This is a genomic window from Vibrio sp. YT-19(2023) (assembly GCF_033337395.1).
Window position 1 is genome coordinate 35,319 of sequence record NZ_JAWOQN010000028.1, and the last position, 23,172, is coordinate 58,490.

Consider the following 23,172-nt stretch of genomic DNA (forward strand, 5'->3'; position numbering starts at 1 on the left):
GGAAATACGTATGAAAGTGGTAATTGCACCTGATTCATTTAAAGAAAGCTTAACCGCCAAACAAGTGAGCGAGGCGATCAAAACGGGTCTTGCTCGCGTATGGCATGATGCCGAGTTTGTTACGGTTCCGGTCGCAGACGGTGGCGAAGGCACGGTTCAATCTTTGATAGATGCAACTCAAGGCGAACAAGTCTTCACAACGGTGACCGCGCCATTAGGGAATGATGTTGAAGCGTTTTATGGCATCCTCGGCGACGGCGAAACCGCGGTTATTGAAATGGCGGAGGCCAGTGGTCTGCACCTTGTGCCGAGTGATGCTCGCGACCCAAAACTGACCAGTAGCATTGGTACTGGACAGCTGATCAAACACGCGCTAGATAGAGGTATTCAACGCTTAATCATTGGTTTGGGCGGCAGCGCTACCAATGATGGTGGCGTGGGCATGTTGACCGCGTTGGGGGTGGCGTTTCTTGATGAATCTGGTCATGCAATTACCCCAAATGGAGGCGGGTTAGCGGCGCTTGCGTCCATCGATATTTCTGGTCTTGACCCTCGTTTAGCAACTTGCGAAGTGTTGGTAGCGTGCGATGTTGATAACCCACTCTGTGGTGACAAAGGCGCGTCGGCTATCTTTGGCCCGCAAAAGGGAGCGACCGTATCAGACGTTACTCTGCTCGATAACGCATTGCGCAAGTTTGGCGAGTTGACGGAACAAGCGACGGGTAAGCATGTACTGACTCGTGAAGGGGCGGGTGCTGCTGGTGGTATGGGCGCGGCCTTGCTCGGGTACACGCCAGCACGTTTGCAACCGGGAATTGAGATTGTGCTTGAAACGGTCAAACTTGCTCAGCATGTTGCGGATGCGGATATCGTATTTACAGGCGAGGGTCGAATCGATCATCAAACCGCACATGGCAAAACGCCGATGGGCGTTGCTCAGGTCGCCAAGCAGTGTAATTTACCAGTCATTGCATTAGCAGGCTGTGTGGGCGACAACTATCAGGCGGTTTATGAGTGCGGCATTGATGCGGTGTTTGCTTGTGTACCAAGGGCGATGAGCTTACCTGAGGCCATGAAAGAGGCCGACGTCAACGTTGCTAACTTAGCCGAAAACGTCGCGAGAATGTGGCAAATTAAGTCGCACTGAAGGCGATGACGATATGAAAAACTCCACCTTTGCGTGAAGTTTTTTGTTGTTACGTGTTTGCGTGTGTAGGCATAAGTTCATTTAGCAAGAGCGAGTTAACAGGCATGCTTTGCTATCAATTTTGCCAGTGTTTGCATCGCTTGACTCCAATCGGTTTCATGACCAAAGTTTGCCACGCTGAGGCGTACGCAATGCCGATATTGCCCTTGAGTGCCAAATACGGTTCCGGGAAGTAGGCTGATTCTGTGCTTATTGCATGCTTGATACAACGCATAGCTGTCCGTGTCTTCGGGCAGTCGCAACCAAAGTAAGAACGAGCCTTGTACGGCGTTGATCTGGTATCGATTTTTTAGAGGTTCGTATTCATCCAAGTATTGATGAAGCATCTGGATAAATCGTCGCATGTTGTTTTGATAAACCCGACCCATTCGCGCAGTATGCGTTCGATACTTGCCTGACGTTAGAAACGTTGCCACGGCGGATTGCATCAGGTTCAAACTGCCCATGTTCTCACACAGTAGATATTGTTCAATTTGGTCTCGATATCGCCCCGCCAACATCCAACCAATTCTCAAACGCGAATCGAGCGTTTTGGATAACGAATTCACGTAAATTACGCGTTGCTTGTCATCGAGCAATCTCAAGCTTGGCAACGGCTTATCATAACTTAACCCGCCAAACACATCGTCTTCGATAATAGGAATATTGCCGGACGCCAATAGTAATTGTTGACGCTTTTCTAGCGGCATCATGGCACCAGTTGGATTGGTGAAGTTTGGCGTTACGATGATCGCTTTTATGTCCCATGTCGCCATTGCTTTTGCTAAGGCTTCGGGGCACATACCGTCGCGTGGGCAACTCGGAATTTCCACCACTTTGAGGCCGAGTGATTCTAGCATCAATAAGTTGCCAAAATAGCAAGGGGACTCCACCGCGACGATATCGCCTTTTTGTGTCGTTGCGCGCAGCGCTAGGCTAATGGCTTGTTGCGCGCCGTGCGTCACCATGATCTCATCCAACTTGGCTGGCGTGCCCAAATCTTGTGTGATTTTCGCTAGTTGTTTGATTAAGAGGTGATCACCGGGTGGTAATTGGTAATGGCTCGGTACATGCGTTTGCTGGCGGCTGTGGCGGCCGATCTCGGCGTACAAGCTTTTGATCGCGGGAGAGTCAATGTTTGGGTGGGCAGAACCGGTAGGCAAACGCTCTTGGTATTCAGGATAAGTAAGGATTTCTTTGCAGATCGAGAGCAAATCCACGCGAGTCGGATCCGGAATTGAGCGAGAGGTCGGCAAAGCGACTTTAACTCGATAACCCGATTTGGGAACCGAGTACACCAAGTTTTGTGCTTCCAGCTCTTGATACGCACGAATCACGGTATTTTTACTGACGTTTAATTCTTGGCTCAACGAGCGAATGGAGGGCAGTCGATCATCCGCCTGATAAACGCCACCATTGATGGCTTGTTTGAGGTGTTTTTCCACCACGAGGTACTTATTCCCTTCACCGCTTTCCAATAAATCTGTACCCATAAAAACACTTCCATCTGTCACTTTTTGAAAACACTGTACCTAATTACATTAGCAGTATCTCAAAACATAAAACAAGCGTGAGTGAGGCGATCATGTTAATCCGAGCCATCCCTTTTGTATTTGTCATCCTTTGGGCTTCTGGATTCGTTGGTGCGCGTTTTGGTTTGCAATATGCCGAGCCAGCGACACTACTTTCTATCCGTATGGCATTCAATGTCTTATTGTTTCTGGTTCTTGTGGCGGTATTGCGTAGAAGGTTGCCGACAGGAAAAGATTTTTGGCACAGCTGTGTAGTTGGTGCGTTGATCCACGGTTTCTATCTGGGCGGTACTTATTTCGCTATCGCCTTGGGTATGCCTGCTGGGTTGAGTTCGTTGCTGGTGGGTATTCAACCGATTTTAACCGCGGCTTTACTGGTGGCGTTTGTTCGTGAGGAATTTAAACCCTCGCAATGGTTGGGTTTGGCTCTTGGTTTTGTCGGTATCGCTATGGTGTTGATGGGCAAAATGGAGTGGCAATCCGAGCAGCATAAAGTGTTGGCCATTGGTTTGTGTTTGTTGGCTTTGGTTGGTATCACGCTAGGGACGCTGTATCAGAAAAAACATTGCCAACAAGTGGATATGGTGGGTGGTGCGACGGTGCAATATTTGGCCGCGCTCGTCATGTTTCTGCCCGTTGCGATGCAGTTTGAAACCATGCAAGTGCAGTGGGAACTGGAGTTTATTTTGACTGTGTTGTGGTTGGTCGTCGTGCTCTCTTGTGTAGCTATTTTACTGCTGCTGTACATGGTTAAGAACGGTGCTGCATCGAGCGTAGCTTCTGTATTCTACCTAGTGCCGCCAACGACGGCGATTCAGGCTTGGCTCGCGTTTGGAGAGTCATTTGATTGGATGGGGATTTCTGGTTTCGTACTGGCAGCTACGGCGGTGTATTTGGTGGTTAAAAAGCCGGATCTGACGATAAAGAAATCGATTCAAACAGAATATACCTAAATTGGCTAGGGACATTTGCGTATCAGTGGGTACAATCTGCTTCATCTTAATCCGTGGAGCAGAATGATGAAGGTAAAGCCAGATCGAATGACCGCCATGCGTAGCATCATCGAGCAAGTAAAAGCGGAACTACCAATTTATGAACCAGAAACGTTTGTATGTGGACCAGAAGGGCAGTGCATTGGCTGTCCGAAGAAATTGTTGGAAATGGTCGATTCAGAAGTCACTTATTGGGAGTCAGCCATGGAGCGCGGCATTGTTCCGCAGTTCGATGAGATTCGTCGTTTTGGCAAAATGTGCACGAATGTTCGTCGTGGTCTGGTGCGAAATAATGTGCCTTTACTCAGTAACTAGAGAGTAAAAACCGTCTAATATCTGACACATAGCGTCGTTTTGTTACACTGCTCTTTGGCTGCTGTTCTCAAGTTTGCGTGGTGTTTGTCTCTTCTTACCCCTTAAGCCTTTAATCGTAAGAAATTGGCGATATATTGGCTCGGTCTCACATGGATGTGGGGCTATTGTCTTGGGCTAGTTGAGATAAGAAACGTGAAATCAAAGGGATTTACGCTGATGGAAATCACCATAGTGCTTACCACTTTGGCTTTCATCGCATTAGCTGCTTTACCAGTACTACTCGATATTCATCGCCAAGCATACGCTGCGATGCTGCACAGTTCTCAGTCTTCTTTGGGTACGGCTCTCAAGTTCTTCCATGCTCAATCAGTGATTGATAACGCTTACGGCCAAGAGCACGTTCACTACATTGACCGACATGTCAAAACACGCAAAGGCATGCCAGAAGCGAGTGCCGATAGTATTCGAGCTTTGTTAGAAATCGATCTACCAGCCAGAGGTTATTCGAAAATTGACGTGCCGTGCAAAGGCAGTGATTTTTGCATCATCGGTCAGCAGCACCCAAACAGTGCTCATTTTGTCGCGATTCCTGATTATCAGTTCTTAGATAAATCGGGAGTTGATCGCGTTGTGTACATTTGGCCGCAAGGTTACACACTGGCAGAAGAGGCATGCTATTTCTACTACGTGAATCAAGCCTCTAACGATTCAATTGTTCGAGGGTATATGACGCAAGGGTGTTAATCCCGAATAAGTGTTGCGAACAACGGTTATCGTGACTCTACAAATCGGGGTTTTTCGAAGGGCTTTGCGCTTTATACAATACCATTTTTTGACTCATCAAGACTTTACCATTTGGCAAGGTCACTTCCCCAAGTTCCCCCTGATGTTCAAATCCAAACCGTTCATACAAAGCAATCGCTGGTGTGTTGGTTGTGTATACGTAGAGTGCGATTTGGTCGTAACCAAATTCCCAACCACGTGCGATCGCGACTGCCAATAGTTTCCGCCCCAATCCTTTGCCTCGGTAGTTTTTGTCGATGTGAATACCAAGAATACCGACGCGAAGGCGTTGCCCTCTTTCGTAACCGCACATCTCAGCTGGGTAGATTTCAACACTACCGATAAGTTTTTGGCGGTCAAACGCGACAAACTGAGGGATGGACTCGTTTTCCACACGTTGCAGGATTCTGCGAAGCGTTGCGTTATCGGGTGCAGGAGAAATCAAAAATTCCCCTTCGGAGTACACTCGATTCCACAGCGCGGTGAAGCGCGCGATATCGCTCACCTTGATGGATCTGATTTGCATTCATCTTCCTTGATTAGTGCAGGTTAGTAACGGTTAGGGGATAAGCTCAGATAAACAACGAATTTGGTTAGGAATGGCTTCGGCTGGTGCATCAGCGCCCGTTGGGTTAAACCAAATTGTGTTTACGCCCGCTTTCATCGCAGGGTAAATATCTTTGTGAGGTAAATCGCCAACCATGGTTATTCCACTCACGTTAACCCCTAACTGTTTTGCGATGGCTAGATAAAACTCAGGTAGGTTTTTAGCGATACCGAGGTTGGCAAAACAAAAATAGCCATTTAAGTATTGGTCTAAGTCGACGCGAACAAATGCACGCTGAACCTCTTCCATGTTGGAATCAGATGCACTGGTCGCAATGTAGATGGGATGATTTTGGGAAAGTATTGCCAGTGTTTCTCTGGCTTGAGGAACAGCTTCTACGTGTTCCCAATCGCACATTTTTCCTTGTGCGTGAGGGAAATCTACCATCAAGGTGTTCCCCCAATCGAAAAGATAAATCATGTTCGAATCTCCTTATCCGCACATCATATCGTCTTTTTCTAAAATCAGGGGGGTAAATTGCATCGATAAATGCGATTTAGGTGGGTTTAGTCGTGAAAAGCGCTTAATTGTCGTTATCGTTACAAATGTTTCAGCATAATGCGTGAGTTAGTTTTAAAACCTTGATTATCGTAAAAGCGCTGTGCTGGCTGATTGAATTCCATCACTTCCAATCGAACTTGTGTGGCATTGGCATCGCGCGCCCATTGCTCACAGGTTTGGAGCAGTTGGCGGCCGATTCCTTGCTGCTTTTGCGCTTCATCGACAACAATTTTTCCCACGCGACAAATTGGGTCTTTGATCAGAAAACTGACGGTGTCGTTTTGGGTGATCATCGCGGTTAAGAAGCCGAGAATTTGCTGTTCGCGTTCGGCAATCAAAAAGAGTCGCTCTTTGTTCTCTAGTGCTTGTGCAAGAAATTCGCGGTCAGCTTCTGAAGGCGCAACAAAGGCTTCTGGCGCATTTGCAAAATGCAGTGAATTAATTTGAAAATTAAGCTGAAAAATTTCGTCTAAATCATCGGGAGTTGCTTGTCGGATATGGACTTGCATTCTATCTGCCCCCTGCAATATCGATAAATGATCCCGTGACATAAGAGGCTTCGTCACTTAATAGCCAAGCGATCGCATTTGCCACTTCTTCTACCGTGCCACCGCGTTTAAGAGGAATTTGAGGGCTGAGTCTATCTACTCGGTTTGGTTCTCCGCCGTCGGCATGCATATCAGTGTAAATGAAACCAGGTCGAACGCCATTGACGCGAATATTGCGCTCTGCCAACTCTAGCGAGAGCCCTTTAGTTAAGGTATCCATCGCGCCTTTTGATGTGGCGTAATCGACATACTCAAATGGCGCGCCTGAGCGCGACGCTCCAGAGGAGACATTCACAATTGCACCGCCTGCACTGAATCGCCTCGCCGCTTCTCGACAGCAGAGGAAACAGCTATTCACATTGGTGTTCATTACTTTCTGAAAGCGTTCCAAGCTGATTTCAGACAAAGGCGATTGAGTAAATAGGATGCCAACGTTGTTGACCAAGTGCGTCACTGCACCAAATTCACGTTCTGTTTCATCAAACAAGGAGAGCACTTGCTTCTCATCGGCTACGTCTGCGGCGATGGCAATCGCTTTTCCACCGTTTGCTTGTATTTCTGCCACAACTTGGTCGGCGGCCTCTTGCTGAGTGCGGTAATTAACGCAAACGCGATAGCCTTGCTCGGCCAGCTTTTTTGCCGCTGCGGCTCCAATGCCTCGGCTTGCGCCGGTAATGATGACTACTTTATTCAAAATACGTCCTTATTTATGTAGTGAGTAGATTTTATCGGCGTAGGGTTTGCCACCAATTTGGTATGCGTCTGGAATGACCTCAATGAGTTCGAAACCACATTTTATCAGGACACGCTCTGATGCAATATTGCCTTCAGTGACCGTCGCGGAAAAGTGGTTGATGTTATGTGTCGAGGTTGCCCAGTATAGAAGCGCTTGAAGAGTTTCTGTTCCAAACTGTTGGCCATGAAATTCCGGCAAAAGTAAGTAACCTACCTCTGCCTTACCGTTTTCAATAGCAAAGCCAGTGATGCCGATGGGTTGTTCAGATTGCTTATCGAGTATTACAAGGCAAAGTCAATGCTGGCAATTTGGGGTCCATGGTAATAATCGCGAAGCAAATTTTTCTCTTATTTCTGTTTCGCTGGGACGCTCGAAACAGAGCGCAATAACCTCTTGTTCGGAAAGTAATCGTTGAAAGAGTTCCCAGTCACTGGCTTTGATGGGTCTTAATTGGCTTCTGTGCGTCTCGATGTAAACTGACATGCGTGTCCTTACTGCATCAATGTGGAGATTCAGTCTCTCATCCTCTTATCTGTTTAATCAAATAGTTGCATTCATAAAAGTGATTTATGTGGTGAATAGTTGGCTGGGTAATGGATTATTGCCATATATTCATCTTTGAGATGCAAATAACAAAATTTCATACTTGAGGCATACAGAGCAACACGGAAATGATGTGGATCAAGAGAGAACTACCCATAAAGTAGTAATTTGCGACCTATAATTACATTTTATTTGGAAGTGTTGCTAATTATGTCAATAAAAAAACGATATGTTGCACTGCTGGTTGCTGCCGGCATTGGTGTGGGCTGGTTAACTTTGGGGGGGAGTGCGGCAGTAATGCATTACACCTCAGATACTGAATTTTGTCTCTCGTGCCACTCTATGGAAACCCCTTACAAAGAGTACCAAGGCTCAGTGCACTTCAGTAATGCGAAAGGCATTCGCGCGGAATGTTCTGACTGTCATATTCCTCAAGAACCAATGGATTACCTGATCACCAAAATTCGCGCGTCGAAAGACATCTACCATGAATTTGTGACAGGTAAGATCGATACGCCAGAGAAATATAAAGCACATCGTAAAGATATGGCTGAAACGGTATGGGCTCAGTTCCGTGAAAATGATTCAGCGACGTGTCGTTCGTGTCATGATTTCGATGCAATGGAAGAGTTTGAGCAATCACGTGATGCGGCGAAGATGCACGCTTACGCGAAAGCAAACGATCAAACGTGTATCGATTGTCATAAAGGTGTGGCGCACTTTGCACCAGAAGCAGAGCTAGACAGCAAGGCATTTGAAACGTTGATGAGCTTCACCACAAAAACATCACCTAATGCCAAGGTTGTTTACCCTGTGACTGAAATCGCAATGGGTGAGATGGGTAAAATTAACCCAACGACGAAGTTGGAAGTAATCAGCTCTGAAGGCGACAACCGCACTGTTAAGTTGAACGCATTCCAAATGAAAGGCGCAGAGCAAGTGCTTTACATGGGAGAAGGTCAACGTGCCATCGTTGCAACGCTAACAGAGCAAGGCCAACAAGCGCTTGAAACTGGTGAATTTGAGGCAGATGTTTACGGCAACGAATGGCGCGCGGTTTCTCTAACTGGCGCTATTGATTCTCCAGTTGTTGACACGCTTGAACCAGTATGGTCATACGCAGAAGAGTTGGACAACGTTTACTGTGCAACTTGTCACGCGAAAATTCCTTCAAATCACTTCACAGTGAATGCATGGGGACCGGTAGCGAAAAGTATGGGTGATCGAACTGATATTTCAGCCGAGAACCTAGAAATTCTAACCAAGTTCTTCCAGCACCACGCGAAAGATGTGGTTGGTCACTAACGATAAATAGAAGGATAAGATTATGACTAATATGACCCGTCGCGGATTTCTAAAAGGCACTGGTATGGCGGCTGGTGCAATGGCATTCACTTCATTTGCACCTATGTCTGTTGCTTCTTCTAATGCTCGCGGCAAAGGCATTCTAACGGCGGGCCGCATGGGCCCAATGCTGTGTGAAGTGCAAGACGGTAAGCTGGTTTCAACCACGAACGCATTGCCACAAACGGTACCAAACAGCCTACAAAGCACCGGTCCTGACCAAGTGCACACTAAAGCGCGTGTTAAGTACCCAATGGTTCGCAAAGGTTACTTGGCAAACCCATCGTCGCCAGAAGGTGTGCGCGGTAGTGATGAGTTTGTGCGTGTGTCTTGGGATGAGGCTTACAAGCTGATCCACGAACAGCACATGCGAATTCGCAAAGAATATGGCCCGGCTTCTGTGTTTGCTGGTTCTTACGGCTGGCGTTCAAGTGGCGTGCTGCACAAAGCACAAACCTTGCTGCAACGTTACATGAGCATGGCGGGCGGTTATTCAGGCCACTTGGGTGACTACTCAACGGGTGCTGCGCAGATCATCATGCCGCACGTTGTGGGCTCTATCGAAGTGTACGAGCAACAAACCACGTACCCAGTGGTACTAGAGCACAGTGATGTGGTTGTGCTTTGGGGCTTAAACCCAATCAACACCCTAAAAATCGCGTGGAGCTCAACAGACTGTGCTGGTCTTGAATTCTTCCATCAATTGAAAAAATCAGGCAAGACGATCATTGCGATTGACCCAATTCGTTCTGAAACCATCGAGTTCTTTGGCGAGAATGCGGAGTGGATTGCTCCTCACCCAATGACCGACGTGGCAATGATGATGGGTATCGCACACACCTTAGTGAAACAAGGTAAGCACGATAAAGCCTTCCTCGATAAATACACCGCAGGTTACGACAAGTTTGAAGCGTACCTGATGGGCGAAGAAGACGGCGTAGAAAAATCAGCAGAATGGGCATCACAAATCTGTGGCGTACCTGCGAAGCAACTTGAGCTACTGGCTGATATCTTCAGTAAAAACCGCACCATGCTGATGGCTGGTTGGGGCATGCAGCGCCAACAATACGGTGAGCAGCGTCACTGGATGCTGGTTACACTGGCAACAATGTTGGGTCAAATCGGTTTACCGGGCGGTGGTTTTGGTTTCTCTTACCACTACTCAAACGGTGGTAACCCTGCTCGTGATGCTGGCGTACTTCCTGCGATTTCGGCATCGCTGGGTGGCGGCTCTTCTGCGGGGAACGACTGGGCGGTGTCTGGCGCGGTGCAAAGCTTCCCTGTGGCGCGTATTGTCGAGGCGTTGGAAAACCCAGGTCAATCCTACCATCATAACGGTCATGAACTGACGTTCCCGGACATCAAGATGATTTGGTGGGCAGGTGGTGCGAACTTTACTCACCACCAAGACACCAACCGTCTGATCAAAGCGTGGCAAAAGCCTGAGCTGATCGTGATTTCAGAGCCTTACTGGACGGCGGCTGCGAAGCACGCGGACATTGTTCTGCCAATCACCACATCGTTCGAGCGTAACGACTTAACGATGACGGGTGACTACAGTAACCAACACTTGGTGCCAATGAAGCAAGTGGTTGAGCCGCAAGGTGAAGCGCGTAATGACTTCGATGTATTCGCGGACATGGCCGAGATGCTAGCTCCGGGTGGCCGTGACGTATACACCGAAGGCAAAACTGAAATGGAATGGCTGTACGGCTTCTACAAGGCGGCGCAACACGGTGGCCGTGGCTCTCGCGTAGCAATGCCGAACTTCAGCAAGTTCTGGGAAGATAACCAACTGATCGAGATGAAGTGGAACGAGAAGAACGCACAGTTTGTTCGTTACGCAGATTTCCGTGAAGACCCGATCATGAATCCACTCGGTACACCAAGTGGTAAGATCGAAATCTTCTCGAAAACCATTGAAGGTTATCAGTTGGAAGACTGTCCTCCACACCCAACGTGGATGGCACCAACCGAGTACACTGGCAATGCAAAAGACGGCGAGTTGCAGCTAATGACCGCGCACGCAGCGCATCGTCTACACAGCCAGTTTAACTACGCGAAGATTCGCGAAGAGTACGCAATTGCAAACCGTGAACCTATTTGGATTCACCCTGAAGATGCGAAAGCGCGTGGTATTAAAACGGGCGATTTAGTTCGTGCGTTTAACAACCGTGGCCAAGTATTGGTTGGTGCAGAAGTGACTGACCGAATCAAGCAAGGTTCAGTGTGTATTCATGAAGGCGGCTGGCCGGATCTGGATCCGAAAACCGGCATTTGTAAGAACGGCGGTTGTAACGTGTTAACGTTGGATATTCCGACCTCTCGACTTGCAAACGGCTGTGCGGCGAACTCGGCACTGGTTCGTATTGAAAAATACACTGGCCCAGAATTAGAACTAACAGCGTTTGAACCACCAAGAAATGGTTAGAAAAAAGTAGCGTTTTAAAGCAAGAAGCCAGCGAATCGCTGGCTTCTTTTTTATCTAGTAATCGTTCACATTAGCGCGAAGCGAGAGAAACAAATGGCATCTGTTTCTTAATTTGAAATGTCGGGAGTAAAGTAAATACAATCGCGACAAACAAGACTGAGCCTATTAAATCTTCAGGGCGATGCATCCCCAGCCATAAGCGGCTATATGCGACGCTCATTCCCCACATCCATAATGACAGTGCAGAGATATAGCACTTGTTCTGTAAGAACAACCCGCCAAAGAAAGCCAAACAAATCGAAACGAAAATCGTATGGCCGGATGGGAAAGAATAGTCTTTCTCGCCTTGCCAATGGCGCGTTCGCCAATCACTGACGTGTTCAGAAATCTGGTTAATTACGTTGGCTTGCTGCTTTGTATCCAACTGATAAAACGCGTCTGGGTGCTCAATCAATTGTTCTGCTGCGAGCAATTCCGTGTAGGGACGCGGGCTTTCTGTCATCAGTTTTAGCCCCGTTTTGCTGGCAAAACCAATCACCAGTAACAACCCTAACATTGAGAGTTTTTGTATCCACTCAATGCGACTTGGTTTAAAGCGAAATAAAGAAAGCAGTAGCAGTGTTAACGTAATTAAAAAGCCTTTGCTACCAGCAGAATCTGTGAGCAAAGTAAAAGTAATACCCAGACTTTCCGGCACCTGTGAAGTGAGATTGTGATAAGAGCCAAACAGCGACATTGGGATGATGCCAAGAACAAACAAGGCGAGCATCATCAATCCATATTTTTTGGTTTTCATTGAGAGCGTTTTGTTTTTATTGAGGGTTATTCAACCACGTGAAAATAAGGGGCTTATCTTACGTTATCTGGCGTGAAAAACTTATCAACGCTCTGTCAATTCGAGCGTGAAAGTGACATTGCAGCTCTTCGTTGTGAAAGGAGAGGTTGTTGAAAGTACTGAAAGGCAAACGCGCTCATCCATAAGCGCTTTGTTCAGGCGTGAGCAAGGTTAGCTCATCAACCCTAATAAATATTCCGATGCGGCTTTTGGATCTTCTGCGTGGCAAATCGCTGAAACCAAAGCTAAGCCATGAACACCAGTGGCGCTGAGTTGCGGAATGTTACTTTCGTTAATGCCGCCAATGGCAACAATCGGCAGTGAAGTCGTCTCTAACGCCATCTTCAAGCCATCAATACCCCAGAACTTCTTGGTGTTGGTTTTGGTCGGCGTCGCGAAGATTGCGCTCAAGCCGATGTAATCAATCGGAAGAGAGTCCGCTTCTGCAAGCTGCTCTTCATTTTCGATGGATAAGCCGAGGATTTTGTTTGGTCCAATCAACTCACGAGCGATAGTTGCGGGCATGTCTGATTGCCCGAGGTGAACCCCATCGGCATCAACTGCCAGTGCAACATCAACGCGGTCATTGATGATCAAAGGCACATTGGTATCTTTAAGGATGTCTTTCACGGCTTGAGCACGTTCGATAAACGCACGCACATCGCCGTGTTTTTCGCGGACTTGTACCATGGTCACGCCACCTTCCACGGCTTTTCTCACAACACGCTTTAGTGTGGCTAAATCTTGTTGGTCATCGGTGACCAAATATAAACGATAGGCGTTCATTTTGTTTCCTTTGGGCCTCTCATCTACAGGGAGTGAGAGGCCGGTATTTGTTAGAGAAAGCTTAACTCACTTGGAGTTTTAGGCGTTTTGCCAGTGTTTCTTCATCCAGTTGGTAAAGCTCATCCAACAGGTTCATTTGCAGACTGCCTGGCCCTCGCGCTTGCTCAGCCGCAATTTCACCCACAACGCCCAGTACCGCCGCGGCAGCAAGTCCGGAGTGATCACCAACAGCAGCGAAAGCACCCGTCAGTGCCGTTAGTGTGCAGCCCATTCCGGTTACGTATGGCATCATCTCGTGACCGTTGTTTAGCTGCACAGTTTGCTCTTTCGTGATGATGTAATCAGTCTCGCCAGAAATCACCACACTTGCACCATACTCTGAAACTAAGAAGTTCGCTGCGCCAAGTGCTGCGTCGCTGCTGTCTAACGCATCGACGCCTTTGCTTTGTGCTTGTTCGCCAGCGAGACCGATGATTTCTGAGGCGTTACCACGAATGATCAACTTGTCGGCAAGGCGTGCGATCTCCCGTGATGTCTCGGTACGTAGTGAGCTTGCTCCGCAACCGACAGGGTCGAGTACAACGATTTTACCGTTGGCATTGGCTTGCTCTACGGCATAGCTCATGCGCGGTGTCCAAACGCTGTCTAGGGTACCGATGTTGATAACCAGTGCGCCAGCGAACGACATCATCTCTGCCATCTCTTGTTTGGAGTGCGCCATGATTGGAGAAGCGCCGATCGCTAATAGTGCGTTTGCTGTGTTATTCATCACCACGTAGTTAGTGATGTTGACGACTAACGGCTTTTGCTGGCGTACTGCGGTTAATGCTTGGGTGATTTGTTCAATTAACATGAGACTCTCCGATTAATCTTGCTGAGCGTTTAGACCTTGTTGCCAGAATGCCACTTCCATACGCGTTGCAGTTTTGAATACCTGAATCAGGTTTTGACCACGCTGACTATTGATATCGATTTCCGCCAATAACTGATTAAAGTGTTCTGCACCTTTTGCGACACCAGATTGGAATTCCTCACCACCGTAGAGGTTGATCCAACTTGCGTATGGGTTACCTTCGAGCACAGTGCTTTCGTCTTCAATCAGCATCTTACCGATTACGGCATAACCGATAGAGCATGGTGCTAGTGCCGCGTATAGATCAACAAGATCGCCCGTCATGCCAGCATCTAATACGTAACGGGTGTAAGCCACAGTGCCGAAATCTTCTGGCTCGTTTTCTAAGTCGGATTCTGTCAGTCCCCATTGCTCACAGTAAGTCACGTGGTGGGCGATTTCAGAATCGAGCAATGCGTGTACGCTTGGTAGGGCACGGCGCATGTCATCCAAAGTACGTGCTTTGTAGATCGCTAATGCGTAAGCTCGTGCGTACTGCTTTAGGAAAAGAAAATCCTGCTTTAGGTAATGCAGAAAACAAGGCTGAGCCAGAGTGCCTTGCGCCAATTGCTGCACGAAAGCATGCTCAGTGTATTCTTGCCAATCTTGGCGGCAAGCGTCGATCAAATCTTGGTATTTCATTATGAGTATCTCGTTATCAAAAGACCCTAGGCTTAGGTCCTAAGGTCAGTAGAATTAGTCAAAGCTCGGTACGTAATCTTTCGCTTTTGGCAGTGTTTCGATGATGTTTTGTGAATACATGAACTGCGCATAATCATCGTAGCGTTTCAGATCTACTGCGGATGGACGAAGAGCGAAACGAGTTAGCGTGTCGTTCCAAGCGCGTTGGTTAAGCTCGTTGTTGAGCGTGTCTGGTGAATAAGCCACGAACTCTTTCCACGACTCTTTTGGATGGTTAACGATGTAAGTGGTCGCTTGCTCTAGTGCTTTGTTGAATGCCTTGATGGCTTCTTTGTCGTAGTTTTTTGCATTGGCTACGAAGACTAACTCGTCATACGCTGGCACGCCGTGTTCTTCAGGGAAGAAGGCCTTAGCTTTATAACCTTCTAGTGCCAGTTGGTTGGTTTCGAAGTTACGTAGACCGCCCCAAATCGCATCCACCTTGCCAGACGCAAGAGACGAAGACAGCGCCCAACCTACGTTGATGATTTGTACGTCAGAAAACTTCACGTTTTCTTGCGCTAGCATGGTGCCGATTGTCGCTTCTTCGTTGCCTGCGATCGCAATACCGATCTTCTTGCCTTTCAAGTCGCCAAGGTTTTCATTCTTACCGTTATCCAGCACCATCAACGTGTTGAGTGGCGTAGCAATCAAAGTCGCAGAGCGGATTAGTGGCAAACCCGCCGCGACATCGATAGTTAGGCTTGGTTGGTAAGAAATCGCCATGTCGACTTTACCCGCCGCGACCAACTTAGGTGGCGTGCTTGGATCTGCCGGCTCTTGAATGTTGACCTTCAAACCTTGTTCTTTGAAGTAACCACGCTCTTTGGCAATCACGATAGGACCATGATTTGGGTTGACGAACCAATCCAACATCAGTGTCATCTCTTTTTCTGCTGCAAGCACATTGGTTGATACCACTGAAGCGAGTAGAGCAGCAGCGCTCATAAGTTTGTTTTTATTCACGGGGTTCTTCCTTTTCTTTCCCAATTTTCTTTGGTTATTTTCTGTAATTATTTGCTTTCCCAAGGGATGGCTTTTTTCAATAATTTATCGGTGATGAAGTAGAGTGAGATAGACAGCACGGCTAGGATAAACAGCGCCGCAAACATCTCATCAATGATCATGCGAGCGTTGGCTTGGAGCATCAGATAACCCAAGCCTTCACTTGAACCTACCCACTCACCGACCACTGCTCCAATTGGCGCAATAACGACGGCAACACGAATACCTGAGGCTAAAGTTGGTAGGGCGGCTGGCAATTGAATATGACGAAGTAGCTGCCATTTAGACGCGCCCATGGTCTTGGCAAGATCGAGGTAACCTGTTGGTGTATTGCGTAAGCCGTCATAGCAACATGTCGTGATGGGGAAAAAGATGATGATCGCTGCCATGACGACTTTCGATGCAATACCGTAACCCAGCCAAAGCATGAGCACTGGCGCGATGGCGAACACAGGGATCGCTTGGCTAGCAATCAGAATAGGCAATAACCAACGCTTCAGCGGCTCGAACATCAGCATTTGCAATGCGAACAGCAAACCCATCGATAATCCAAGCGCCAAGCCAAGTAAGATCTCTTGCGCGGTAACCCAAGTATGTTTGAGCAAGACATCGTAACGAGTGACCAATCTATCCAGCACTTCAATTGGTGAAGGTAAGATGAAGCCTGGCATGTCGAATACCACCACAACCAACTGCCACAATCCCAAGATCACCGCAGTGCTGATTACCAAGCGCAGAGCTGGATGGGTCACGCGTTCTTTTTTACCAATACGTGCCGAAACGGAGTTGTACTGAGTCATATCACTCATAGTCTTTCTCCAATTGATCCAAAATCGCTTGTTGAAGCGCGGCGCACTCTCCATCGAGAACTCGTGGTGGCTTGGAATCCGGAACAACCAAGTGCTGAGCTTGCGCAGGCGTGCCTTGCAGTACATAGAGTTGGTGAGCTAATCGCACCGCTTCTTGTGGGTCGTGGGTAATAAGAACAACGGTTTTATCTTTCAGTAACTCGGCAGACAAGGTTTGCAACTTATGGCGAGTAACCGCGTCCAACGCAGAGAAAGGCTCATCCATCAGAACCAGAGGCTTGTCTTGCATCAGAGTGCGAGCAAGGGCAACACGTTGTCTCATGCCGCCAGAGAGCTGAGCTGGCTTAGCATCCGGGTAATCGGCGAGTCCCACTTGGCTGAGTAAAGTCAGTGCACGTTGTTTATTTTGTTCTGGTGCTTGCTCTTGAGAAAATCGAGAACTGAGGCAGACGTTGTCTAACACATTCAACCACGGCAGCAACAAGTCTTGCTGCGCCATGTAGGCAATACGCTTGTGTAAGGTGATGCCATCCGTGGTCGTTAACTCGCCATGCCATTCGACTTTGTCGTCTAACAAACCCGCTAGATAACGAAGGATCGTCGTTTTTCCGCAGCCACTGCGACCAAGTAACACTGTCCATTGATTAGCAGGAATAGTCATACTCAACCCTGCTAGCGTTGGTGTTTGGCTGTCTTTGTATCGCAGACTAGCATCGGAAAGCTGAATGCCAATCGCGTTAGCGAACATAAGTATGACCCGCAAAAAAGTGGTTCACAGGGCCATGGCCTTTACCTACATCCAATTCATCAGCGTGCGCGATAGCTTGGCTGATGTACTGCTTACCCAGGTGCACCGCTTTGTGTAGGTTGTTGCCTTGGCCAAGATAAGACGCAATGGCGGAAGAAAGTGTACAGCCTGTGCCATGGGTGTTTTTGGTTGGAAATCGCTTGGCGCTAATTAACTCGGCACTGTCTTGCATGATAAGCAGATCGTTGCTGTTTTCATTTTCTTCAAGGTGACCGCCTTTGAGCAGAATAGCTTTGGCGCCAAGCGCACGAAGGTCGGTAATCATATCGTTCATTTCAGATTCTGATTGAGGCATTGGCTTACCCGTCAATGCTGCGCCTTCGGGTAGGTTAGGGGTAATGATGTCTGCGAGCGGAATCAATTCTTCTTTTAAAGTGCTGATTGCCGACTGTTCCAGTAATAGATCGCCGCTGGTGGCCACCATTACAGGGTCAATCACGAGGTGTTTTGGCTGGTATTGTTTAATTTTGTCAGCAACGACTTTGATGATGTTGGAATCGGCCAGCATGCCCACTTTTACTGCAACGATGTTGAGGTCGGTGAATACCGCATCGAGTTGACTCTCTACATGGTCGAGAGGAATTGGGAAAATCGCAGAGACGCCTTGAGTGTTTTGTGAGGTGATGGCGGTAATCACTGAGCAGGCAAAGCTACCAGTTGCGGACATCGCTTTGATGTCAGCTTGAATACCTGCACCGCCACCACTGTCTGAGCCCGCGATGGTCAATACGATAGGGGTAGGCAAGGCTGGCGTTTGATGTGAATGAGGTTGTGATTGCTGCGTCATGGTCGCTCCTACTACAAGACGTATAGGAACTGACTTTGACCATTGCAGATAGATCGATTTTTCGATCGCTATCGCTTACCTAAGAGGGGCGACGAAAGGCAAAGTGTGCATAGTTCCCTACGTCAGTGCTAACTGAATCAGGTTCAACGGGTCTCGAATTTCGATCTCAGCCAACACTTGTCGTGTGGCCCCCCGACTATTTCGTTCGGATGATAGCAGGACCATTGCGGAAGGGATACGTTTTTTGAGCGTCATTATAATGAGTATTCAATTATGCGAGGTGAGTGATAAAGTAAGCACCTAAATGGTTTGCTGGGTGGAATTTACTAGTGCAACGCTCTGGTGAATGAGCAGAACCTGGAATATTTAATAAATAATCGTGGTCTCGTTAAGCAAGGATTAGCACAAAACAAGGTTAAAAAACTGTTAAAATTTAACGTGTTGCCAATTTAACTTTGTTGAACTTTTTCACAGTTAATTAGGAAGGCTAAGACGATCATCGAGCAAGGAGACTTCATGCTTAATTCTGTAACAGCGAAGTCAGTGATCGATCATGCGCTCTTTTTGGGGGCTGATTTCGCTGAACTATTCGTTGAACATCACCAAACCAACACTGTCCAGATCGCATCTGGTGAGGTGGACAAGGTTAACTCGGGTATCGATTTTGGTATCGGTATTCGTCTCTTCTTCGGTCATAAAGTGCTTTACGGTTACACCAACAGCACAGATGAAACTGAACTTAAACGCGTAACCTCACTGCTTGCTGCAAAAGATAAGCGTGAGCAAATCGCGTCAGCAGGTTCTCTCAATCTGAACCGCTACCCAATACAACATGGTTGCCGCATGCCGCTAGGTAAGGATGCTAACCTAGATTCAAAAATCGCGTTTCTATTGAAAGTTGACCAAGCAGCACGTGCAGAGAGTGAACATATCAGCCAGTTTATTGGCAGCGTGCTTCAGCGCGAACAGCAAGTGTCTATCTTCAACTCAGAAGGCCTACACGTTGACGATACTCGCCACTACATTCGTGTTGCTGGTAACACTGTCGCGCAAAAAGGTAATGAGCAGTCTTCTGGTATGGAAGGTCCTGGCGCTCTTGCTGGTTGGGAATTCAGTGAACAGCTTGATGCCAAAGAGCTAGGTCAAACTATCGCGCAGCAAGCGTTAGTAAAACTTGGCGCGGATGCTTGTCCATCGGGTGAAATGCCGGTGGTGATTGGTAACGGCTTTGGCGGCGTTATCTTCCATGAAGCATGTGGTCACTTGCTAGAAACCACTTCAGTTGCGAAGAAAGCATCAGTCTTCCACGACAAGATGGGCGAAATGGTTGCTCACACCGCAGTGAATGCAGTCGATGATGGCACCATGACCAACGAATGGGGCTCGATTCACATTGATGATGAAGGTATGAAGACTCAGCGCACTCAACTGATCAAAGACGGTAAGCTAACCAGCTTCATGGTCGATAAAATGGGTGGCATGAAGACAGGTTATGAGCCTACGGGTTCTGGTCGTCGTCAAAATTACAAGTTCGCACCAACCTCGCGCATGCGTAACACCTTTATCGAAGAGGGCGAGCATTCACTTAATGACATGCTGGCAGGCATCGAACGTGGTATCTATGCGAAGAAGATGGGCGGTGGCTCTGTTCAACCGGGTACGGGTGAGTTTAACTTTGCTGTTCGTGAAGCCTACCTCATTGAAAATGGCAAAATCACCAAGCCTCTGAAAACAGCAACGCTGATCAGCACGGGTCCAAAAGTGTTGAAAGAAATCAGCATGGTCGGCAAAGACATGGCGCTTGCGCCGGGCATGTGTGGTTCCGTGAGTGGTTCAGTACCAACAACTGTCGGTCAGCCAACGCTGAAAGTAGATAACATTCTGGTAGGAGGCGGTAACTAATGAGCCAAGAACAACAACTTCTTAATGCGGTTGATTACGTCCTATCAGAAGCAAAACGCCAAGGTGCAGAAGCGGACGTCATTGTAAACCGTAACAGTAGCTTTTCTTTGAAAGCGAACCAAGGAAAGCTGGATGAGTACAAAGTAAGCTCAAGCCAAGTTCTGGGTGTTCGTGTTGTGAAAGATGCGCGTGTTGCAACAAGCTATTCTGAGTCGTTAGAGCAACCAAGCTTGGATTTGATGCTGACCAACGCACTGCAAAGCGCTCGCTTTTCCAAGCAAGATGAACATCAGACGATTAGTTGCGTGAACAGTCAAATCGCGACTGATGTTGCTGAGATTGCGCAAGAAGATACAACTTCTGTTGACGAAAAAATCGAACTGTCTCTCGCTCTTGAGCAAGGCGTAGTGGCTCTGCCTCACGCCTCTAGCGCACCTTACAATGGTTACAGCGATGGCGAAACACAACTGATCATTGCCAATACTCAAGGCACATTGTGTCAACACTTCGAGCGCTCGTTCACTTGTTACGCGTATACCTTGTTTGAAAAAGACGGCAAACAGTCAATGGCGGGTAGAATGTCACTGGGTCGCCGTTTTGATGAGTTGAATCCAGCTTACTGTATCGAGGGTGGCTACAACCTTGCTCGCGATCTTCTTGAAGGCGCACCGGTTGCGACGGGTAACTACCCTGCTATCTTCCACATCAATGCGCTAGCAAGTTTATTCGGTGCTTTCGGCAGTGCTTTCTCTGGCGTAAGCGCGATGAAAGGCATTACGCCACTGGGTGACAAGCTTGGTCAACGTGTTGCGACTGATTTAATTACCTTTACTGATACGGCTTACATGCCAAATGGTATGGCAATCGCGAGTTTTGATAGTGAAGGCTTCGCTACTCAAGATAATGTCATGATTGCTAATGGTGAGTTGAAAACCTTGCTACACAACAGCCAGACCGCAAGTTACTTGGGCGCAGTCTCGACAGCAAGTGCCGCTCGCGGTGCAAAATCGAGCCTAGACGTATCAGCGAATCACAAAGTGATTGCGACGGGTAACAGCAGTGCGTCAGAAGTAAAAGCGGGTGAGTACCTAGAGTTAGTCGAACTTCAAGGTGTCCATTCTGGTGCGGATGCAGTGAGTGGTGATTTCTCATTTGGCGCGAGTGGTTTCTTGTGCCGTGATGGTAAGCGCATTCAACCAGTTCGTGGGATCACGGTAGCGGGTAACTTCTACAATATGCTGCAAGAAGTTGAGGCAGTAGGTGATACTCAGCTAATTAACGATAGCCGAACTTTCTTCTCGCCAGACGTTCGTTTTGCTCGTTTGAGCATTGGTGGTAAGTAAACTTAGCATTACTATAGAAACAAAAAGAGGACTCAATAGAGTCCTCTTTCATTATCTAGCAACGTGTGCGCGAATAACTAGAATTCGCGTATGTCCAACTCATTGTGGATCAATACTACACACTGAGAAGCGAAAAGCATCTTAGGACCTAAGCTGATCTTCTCTGTGCCAAGGCGCTTTAAGCTGTTAAAAGACTTTTTCGGCATCGGTATATGGTCAGTTAGCAAGAAACATGGATTTTCACCAATTTCTGCATCACGAACAAATTCGCCTTTCTTATCCAGCATATATAGTTGGTGATCTTCTGCCAGTTCTTGTACTAGGCGTTCAAAGCTCACTGTACGAACGGTAATACCAGGTTCGACTTCACGAAGTTGCTCTTTACCCATACCAACCGAAGCATCCAAAGCGCGAGCCACTGCTGCAATCAAGGTTGACTCATGGAAGCCGCCAATGTTGGTGATGTCGTTGGAGCGAATAGTAATGGTGCGTGAGAAATCTTTTGTGCTTTCTAAAACCAAGTGAACAACCACATCTTCACGGTGTGATTGAGCAACGAACATCGTGTTCATCATGGTATGAGCAAGAATCTCTGTATGCGCTTCATTACCAACACCTTCTAACAGTGCTTTGCTGGTGGTTGGCGCCGCGCGAGCTCGTAAAACAAAAGAGCGCATGAATTTAGCCTCTATATAGGAAGAGTGAATGCGCGGAAGTATATACCCAAGCAGGGAAGGGATGCGAGTTTAATAGCAAATGTGAACTTACTTACAAAGCTTCGATTGTGGAGCTGGGTGTGCTGGCTAGAATAGGAGGCAACCCTGTTAGGAGTGGTATATGGAAATCAAACAGATAAATAAAGACATTTATAAAAAGAAAGTAAACCTTGTGATTGGCGGTTTTGTTGCGTTGCTCGCCATCTCCTCTCTTGCCTTTAGTACCTTGTTGATTGTTTTGTTTGGCAACACTGAAGTCGTACCAGAACAATCAACGGGCAATTTCCATTGGAATTTGATTGGTGTCGTTCTCGCAGTTGCAACTTCCCTCTCTTTATTGAATCAAATTAAAACTCGACCATACATGGAAGAAGTGCTGTACGTTTGGAAACTCAAGCAGCTGCACAACAAGATCTTTCGTAAACTAAAAAGCATTAAAGCAGCCGCGAACAATGGCGATGTAAAAGCGCTGACGATCCTTAAGTTCTACTATACGACTCAAAGTCAGGTGTTTGAGCTAGACAACAACACACTGACGATGAGCAGTGTAAATAAAGAATTGGAGGCTATCGAGCAAATCGAAGCGGCGCAATCAATGAGTCTCGATATCACAGGCTTTGAAGAGTCTTGGCTAGACACATATTGATTGCCTATTTGCTACTTGAAGTTAACAACTGAGTGCTAAAAATAAGCGTTTGAGTGATATTTAATCATTCGACGCTTTTTTTTGATTTTTTTTCTGAAAAGGGGTTGCCAAGAAAAATCATCTCCCTATAATGCGCCTCCGTTGTCAGGGCAAAGCGGAAACGCAAAAGCGGTTGGCAAGAAGGCGAAAGAAAACTTCTAAAAATTAATTTAAAAAAGTGTTTGACACTGAAAATTAATTCCTTAGAATACGCCTCCGCTTCGATAGCAAAGCTTACGAAGCAAGCTCTTTAACAATATAGACCTATCAATCTGTGTGGGCACTCGTTGATGATAATCCAATTAGATATTTCTTTCTTAACGGAAAGCGGTATCAAATTAGGTTTCAATGAAACGAAGTGACCATTGAATCGAAAGATTCAGCACAGTCAATTCAAACATTACT

23 protein-coding genes, 1 pseudogene and 1 riboswitch are annotated in these 23,172 nt (G+C 47.3%); of the genes and pseudogenes, 9 read left to right on the forward strand and 15 right to left on the reverse strand.

The features are described 5' to 3' along the window. Positions 1-10 precede the first annotated feature (10 nt). Positions 11-1,147: a glycerate kinase gene (locus tag R7E78_RS18515; RefSeq protein WP_042522351.1), complete on the forward strand. Its 1,137-nt coding sequence runs from the start codon at positions 11-13 to the stop codon at positions 1,145-1,147. 95 nt (positions 1,148-1,242) lie between these two features. Here R7E78_RS18515 and R7E78_RS18520 read toward each other — a convergent pair whose 3' ends face one another. After that, complete coding sequence (locus tag R7E78_RS18520) at positions 1,243-2,679, reverse strand: PLP-dependent aminotransferase family protein (RefSeq protein WP_213880280.1); 1,437 nt, start codon at positions 2,677-2,679, stop codon at positions 1,243-1,245. Between the two features lie 92 nt (positions 2,680-2,771). On the opposite strand from R7E78_RS18520, the gene R7E78_RS18525 reads away from it, so the two are divergent. The 3 genes from R7E78_RS18525 (at position 2,772) to R7E78_RS18535 (ending at position 4,769) form a co-directional block, all read left to right on the forward strand. Beyond that, positions 2,772-3,671, forward strand: a complete 900-nt coding sequence (locus R7E78_RS18525) for a DMT family transporter (protein ID WP_017634359.1) — start codon at positions 2,772-2,774, stop codon at positions 3,669-3,671. Between the two features lie 66 nt (positions 3,672-3,737). Next, a complete protein-coding gene (locus R7E78_RS18530; RefSeq protein ID WP_005374318.1) occupies positions 3,738-4,025 on the forward strand; it encodes a hypothetical protein in 288 nt (95 codons plus the stop codon). A 153-nt stretch (positions 4,026-4,178) separates the two neighbouring features. Next, positions 4,179-4,769, forward strand: coding sequence for a prepilin-type N-terminal cleavage/methylation domain-containing protein (locus R7E78_RS18535; RefSeq protein ID WP_318058125.1), 591 nt, complete (start codon positions 4,179-4,181; stop codon positions 4,767-4,769). 37 nt (positions 4,770-4,806) lie between these two features. Here R7E78_RS18535 and R7E78_RS18540 read toward each other — a convergent pair whose 3' ends face one another. The 5 genes and pseudogenes from R7E78_RS18540 to R7E78_RS18560 all read right to left on the reverse strand — a co-directional run bounded on the left by R7E78_RS18540 (position 4,807) and on the right by R7E78_RS18560 (position 7,683). After that, positions 4,807-5,334 carry a GNAT family N-acetyltransferase gene (locus R7E78_RS18540; protein WP_005374314.1) on the reverse strand — a complete coding sequence of 176 codons (528 nt, stop codon included), beginning with the start codon at positions 5,332-5,334 and terminating at the stop codon, positions 4,807-4,809. Between the two features lie 33 nt (positions 5,335-5,367). Then, positions 5,368-5,835 (reverse strand): HAD family hydrolase, encoded by a 468-nt coding sequence (locus R7E78_RS18545; RefSeq protein WP_017821009.1) that lies wholly within the window; start codon positions 5,833-5,835, stop codon positions 5,368-5,370. 119 nt (positions 5,836-5,954) lie between these two features. Beyond that, complete coding sequence (locus tag R7E78_RS18550; RefSeq protein WP_318058126.1) at positions 5,955-6,425, reverse strand: GNAT family N-acetyltransferase; 471 nt, start codon at positions 6,423-6,425, stop codon at positions 5,955-5,957. Position 6,426: 1 nt separating this feature from the next. Then, a complete protein-coding gene (locus tag R7E78_RS18555) occupies positions 6,427-7,158 on the reverse strand; it encodes a glucose 1-dehydrogenase (protein WP_017821007.1) in 732 nt (243 codons plus the stop codon). A 9-nt stretch (positions 7,159-7,167) separates the two neighbouring features. After that, positions 7,168-7,683: pseudogene (locus R7E78_RS18560) on the reverse strand (GNAT family N-acetyltransferase). Positions 7,684-7,953: 270 nt separating this feature from the next. Here R7E78_RS18560 and R7E78_RS18565 point away from each other — a divergent pair. Beyond that, positions 7,954-9,048: a NapC/NirT family cytochrome c gene (locus R7E78_RS18565; protein ID WP_318058127.1), complete on the forward strand. Its 1,095-nt coding sequence runs from the start codon at positions 7,954-7,956 to the stop codon at positions 9,046-9,048. Between the two features lie 22 nt (positions 9,049-9,070). Beyond that, positions 9,071-11,518, forward strand: a complete 2,448-nt coding sequence (locus tag R7E78_RS18570) for a trimethylamine-N-oxide reductase 2 (RefSeq protein ID WP_203345500.1) — start codon at positions 9,071-9,073, stop codon at positions 11,516-11,518. A gap of 70 nt (positions 11,519-11,588) precedes the next feature. Here R7E78_RS18570 and R7E78_RS18575 read toward each other — a convergent pair whose 3' ends face one another. The 8 genes from R7E78_RS18575 to thiD form a co-directional block, all read right to left on the reverse strand. Beyond that, positions 11,589-12,314, reverse strand: a complete 726-nt coding sequence (locus R7E78_RS18575; RefSeq protein WP_005374297.1) for a phosphatase PAP2 family protein — start codon at positions 12,312-12,314, stop codon at positions 11,589-11,591. A gap of 210 nt (positions 12,315-12,524) precedes the next feature. Then, positions 12,525-13,139, reverse strand: coding sequence for a thiamine phosphate synthase (thiE, locus tag R7E78_RS18580; RefSeq protein ID WP_005374296.1), 615 nt, complete (start codon positions 13,137-13,139; stop codon positions 12,525-12,527). A 61-nt stretch (positions 13,140-13,200) separates the two neighbouring features. Next, positions 13,201-13,992, reverse strand: coding sequence for a hydroxyethylthiazole kinase (gene thiM, locus R7E78_RS18585; protein ID WP_005374295.1), 792 nt, complete (start codon positions 13,990-13,992; stop codon positions 13,201-13,203). Positions 13,993-14,004: 12 nt separating this feature from the next. Further along, positions 14,005-14,673, reverse strand: coding sequence for a thiaminase II (tenA, locus tag R7E78_RS18590; RefSeq protein WP_053304011.1), 669 nt, complete (start codon positions 14,671-14,673; stop codon positions 14,005-14,007). Between the two features lie 54 nt (positions 14,674-14,727). After that, positions 14,728-15,678 (reverse strand): ABC transporter substrate-binding protein, encoded by a 951-nt coding sequence (locus R7E78_RS18595; protein ID WP_005374293.1) that lies wholly within the window; start codon positions 15,676-15,678, stop codon positions 14,728-14,730. 47 nt (positions 15,679-15,725) lie between these two features. Then, positions 15,726-16,526: an ABC transporter permease gene (locus R7E78_RS18600; RefSeq protein ID WP_047102517.1), complete on the reverse strand. Its 801-nt coding sequence runs from the start codon at positions 16,524-16,526 to the stop codon at positions 15,726-15,728. Further along, positions 16,519-17,274: an ABC transporter ATP-binding protein gene (locus R7E78_RS18605; protein WP_017634350.1), complete on the reverse strand. Its 756-nt coding sequence runs from the start codon at positions 17,272-17,274 to the stop codon at positions 16,519-16,521. Before R7E78_RS18605 ends, R7E78_RS18600 begins: the two co-directional genes overlap by 8 nt. Further along, positions 17,264-18,121 carry a bifunctional hydroxymethylpyrimidine kinase/phosphomethylpyrimidine kinase gene (gene thiD, locus R7E78_RS18610; RefSeq protein WP_047102518.1) on the reverse strand — a complete coding sequence of 286 codons (858 nt, stop codon included), beginning with the start codon at positions 18,119-18,121 and terminating at the stop codon, positions 17,264-17,266. The genes R7E78_RS18605 and thiD overlap by 11 nt, the downstream gene beginning before the upstream one ends. Before the next feature lie 97 nt (positions 18,122-18,218). Next, positions 18,219-18,326: riboswitch (TPP riboswitch) on the reverse strand. 311 nt (positions 18,327-18,637) lie between these two features. Here thiD and R7E78_RS18615 point away from each other — a divergent pair. Then, positions 18,638-20,023: a TldD/PmbA family protein gene (locus R7E78_RS18615; protein ID WP_054702131.1), complete on the forward strand. Its 1,386-nt coding sequence runs from the start codon at positions 18,638-18,640 to the stop codon at positions 20,021-20,023. Next, on the forward strand, positions 20,023-21,366 hold the full coding sequence (locus R7E78_RS18620; protein ID WP_318058128.1) for a TldD/PmbA family protein: 1,344 nt from the start codon (positions 20,023-20,025) through the stop codon (positions 21,364-21,366). The genes R7E78_RS18615 and R7E78_RS18620 overlap by 1 nt, the downstream gene beginning before the upstream one ends. 77 nt (positions 21,367-21,443) lie before the next feature. Here the strand turns inward: R7E78_RS18620 and trmY are convergent, their stop codons facing one another. Next, positions 21,444-22,043: a tRNA (pseudouridine(54)-N(1))-methyltransferase TrmY gene (gene trmY, locus R7E78_RS18625; protein ID WP_017634347.1), complete on the reverse strand. Its 600-nt coding sequence runs from the start codon at positions 22,041-22,043 to the stop codon at positions 21,444-21,446. 160 nt (positions 22,044-22,203) lie between these two features. Here trmY and R7E78_RS18630 point away from each other — a divergent pair, with 160 nt between their 5' ends. After that, the gene (locus R7E78_RS18630; protein WP_033907183.1) at positions 22,204-22,728 is read left to right on the forward strand and encodes a DUF3087 domain-containing protein; all 525 of its coding nucleotides are present in this window, start codon (positions 22,204-22,206) and stop codon (positions 22,726-22,728) included. Positions 22,729-23,172: the final 444 nt, after the last annotated feature.